The sequence below is a fragment of the Aeromicrobium sp. PFPM2_SD2 genome, from assembly GCF_057364525.1.
This window is the reverse complement of record NZ_JBNFNZ010000312.1, coordinates 1-2,949: the sequence shown is the minus strand read 5'-3', so window position 1 is coordinate 2,949 and position 2,949 is coordinate 1. Positions and strand designations below refer to the sequence as shown.

General features: G+C 72.8%; 4 protein-coding genes. 1 reads left to right on the top strand and 3 read right to left on the bottom strand.

The features are described from left to right. The 3 genes from AC2W7G_RS12710 to AC2W7G_RS12700 form a co-directional block, all read right to left on the bottom strand. The coding region (locus AC2W7G_RS12710) for a 4-alpha-glucanotransferase (protein WP_485868762.1) at positions 1-360 on the bottom strand (360 nt) is incomplete at its 3' end. Next, entirely contained in the window at positions 348-878 is a 531-nt protein-coding gene (locus AC2W7G_RS12705) for a hypothetical protein (RefSeq protein WP_485868761.1), read from the bottom strand. The genes AC2W7G_RS12710 and AC2W7G_RS12705, both read right to left, overlap by 13 nt. Next, a complete protein-coding gene (locus tag AC2W7G_RS12700; RefSeq protein WP_485868760.1) occupies positions 875-1,315 on the bottom strand; it encodes a hypothetical protein in 441 nt (146 codons plus the stop codon). Before AC2W7G_RS12700 ends, AC2W7G_RS12705 begins: the two co-directional genes overlap by 4 nt. Before the next feature lie 184 nt (positions 1,316-1,499). On the opposite strand from AC2W7G_RS12700, the gene AC2W7G_RS12695 reads away from it, so the two are divergent. Further along, entirely contained in the window at positions 1,500-2,846 is a 1,347-nt protein-coding gene (locus AC2W7G_RS12695) for an MFS transporter (RefSeq protein ID WP_485868759.1), read from the top strand. The last annotated feature ends 103 nt before the right edge of the window (positions 2,847-2,949 follow it).

Genomic DNA, 2,949 nt, shown 5'->3' with positions numbered 1-2,949 from the left:
GTCGCGCAGCGGCTCGGGCCAGCCGCGCCAGTCCGCGCCGAGCTCCTCGGCGAGGGCGCAGTACGTCGCGAAGTCGCGCAGGGACGCGTCCGGCTCGACCCGCTCGGCGAAGCGCCACAGCCGCTCCAGCGCCTCCAGCTTGGCGTCCCAGACCGCGTCGTAGTCGACGAGCTCGGGCTCGGCCTCCGGAGCGAGGGTGAGCACCTGCTCGCGGGTGGACGCGTCCGCGGCCGCGTAGGCGGCCGTCTCGGTCACGCGCAGGTACAGCGGGTTGGCGAAGCGGCGGCTGGCCGGCGAGTAGGGCGAGCGCTCGACCGGGTGGGCCGGCGCGACGGCCTGCACCGGGTTCACCAGCAGCACGCCGGCGCCTGCTCGGACGCCGCCCGGCGCGCGAACGCGGCCAGGTCGGCGAAGTCGCCCATGCCCCACGACTCGCGCGAGTGCATCGAGTACAGCTGCAGCATCCAGCCCCAGGTCAGCGGCACCTCCGGCATCCGGTCGGGCACCACGAGCAGGTGGGCGGACTCCTCCCCCGCGCGCAGGCGGTGGTACCCGAGCGGGACCTCGGCCGGCAGGAGGCCGCGGACCTCGAGCGTGCCGCCGTCCTCGAGCTCGACGACGCGTCGACGCCCAGGTCGCGCTGCTCGCCCTGGCGCACCACGAGCGTCGGGGGCAGCGTGCGCGACTCCCCCTCCGCGCGGACCTGCTCGAGGGCGGACTCCACCGCCGCCCGCGCTGGACGCGTCCACGCCGAGCTTGGCCAGGAACCCGCACCACCACGTCCGCGTCGACGTCGCGCGCTCGCCGTCGCCGCCGAGGTACCAGGTCGCGACGCCGTGGGCCGCGGCCAGCTCGTGGAGCGAGGACGGGACGCTCATCGCGGCGGACGCGGCTCGTGGCCGGGACGCCCGGCCGTGCGGCGCTGCTGCTTCAGCCCGGCCTCGTGCAGGTGACGGACGCCCTGGGCCAGCTGGTCGCGGGCGTCCTGCTCGGCCTGCTTGAAGGCGGCGTAGTAGCCGTCGTCGAACTCCTCCACGACCTGGAAGGTCCAGCGTCCGTCGAGCACGTTGCGGCCGACGACCTCGGACTCGAGCCGGTCGGCGACGTCGTCGTGACCCGCCTTGCGCAGCAGGTCCACGCCCTCCCCGAGCGTGAAGTCGGCGGTGCCCATGAGGCGGTGGAACGTGTACAGGTGGCCGCGGGCGATCTCGATGGCCTCGAGCGCCTCGCTCACCTTGCCCAGCGCCTCGACGGTCGCGTCGTCGACGCCCTCGGGACGCTCGCGGATGGGGGTCTCGTCAGGCTCGTCGGTCATGGCTCAGTGGTACCCCGGGGCCCGCGCGGACGCACCTCGGCCCGACGCCCCAGTCGTCCAGGATGCGAGACGCAGCGTCCGCACATCGGACACCCCGGTCGAAAAGCCCCGGAATCGCGGTGCTAGCGTGATCGCGCCCGACGACCGTGCCGGGCCTCACACGTCCGACTCTCGGGAGATACCCATGTCCGCGTCCGCCACCGGCACCGCCGCACCACCGGTCAACTCGCGTCGCAAGGTCGTCCTGGCCAGCCTCATCGGCACGACGATCGAGTTCTACGACTTCTACGTCTACGCGACCGCGGCCGTGCTCGTCTTCCCGCACCTGTTCTTCCCCGAGGGCAACGACACGACGGCGCTGCTCGCCTCGTTCGCCGTCTTCGGCGCGGCGATGGTCGCCCGCCCGCTCGGCGCGATCTTCTTCGGCCACCTCGGTGACCGCACCGGCCGCAAGACGACGCTCGTCGCGGCGCTGCTGACGATGGGCGTCGCGACGTTCCTCATCGGCGTCCTGCCCACCTACGCCGCTGTCGGCTGGTTCGCCCCGCTGCTGCTGGTGCTGATGCGCCTGGCCCAGGGCTTCGCGCTGGGCGGCGAGTGGAGCGGTGCCGCCCTGGTCGCCACCGAGAACGCGCCCGAGGGCAAGCGGGCCTGGTACGGCACCTTCCCGCAGCTCGGCGCCCCGCTCGGCTTCATCATCGCCAACGGCCTGTTCCTGCTCATCACCGTCTGGATGCCCTCGGACGACCCGAGCCGCCCGTCGGACACGTTCCTGGACTGGGGCTGGCGCCTGCCGTTCCTGTTCAGCGCCGTCATGGTCGCCGTCGGCCTGTGGGTGCGCCTGAGCCTGGTCGAGAGCCCCGCCTTCACCCGCACCGTCGAGACCGGCCAGGTGCAGAAGCTGCCGCTGGCCGCGACCGTCCGCGGCTACTGGCGCGAGCTGGTGCTGGGCACGTTCTACATGCTGGCCACGTACGTGCTCTTCTACCTGATGACGACGTTCTCGCTGAGCTACGGCCGCGCCGCGACGGACGCCGAGAACCCCGGCCTGGGCTACTCGTACAACACGTTCGTGCTCATGATGATCGCCGGCGTGGTGTTCTTCGGGATCTTCACGCTGGTCTCCGGCCCGCTCGCCGACCGCTGGGGCCGGCGCCGGACGCTCATGGTCGTCACCGCGCTCATCATCGTCTTCGGCCTGGTCTGGGTGCCGCTGCTGGACGCCGGCGACGTGGGCGTCATGGCCTTCCTGATCATCGGCTTCACCCTCATGGGCTCGACGTTCGGACCGATGGGCGCGCTGCTGCCCGAGCTCTTCCCGACCGCGGTGCGCTACACCGGCTCGGGCATCTCCTACAACGTCAGCTCGATCCTCGGCGCGGCCGTCGCCCCGTTCATCGCCGTCTGGCTGTGGGACCTGGGCGAGGGCAGCCCGTTCTGGGTCGGCGTCTACCTGTCGTCCATGGCCGTGCTGACGCTCGTCGCGCTCGCCCTGGGCAAGGAGACGCGCGACCTCGACATCCAGCGCTGACGCCCGACGCACGAGGGCCCCGCACCGGTCGGTGCGGGGCCCTCGTGCGTCCCGGTTGGGGGTCACGGCCGGACGCGCGCACGGCGCCGCACCCGAGAGGCGG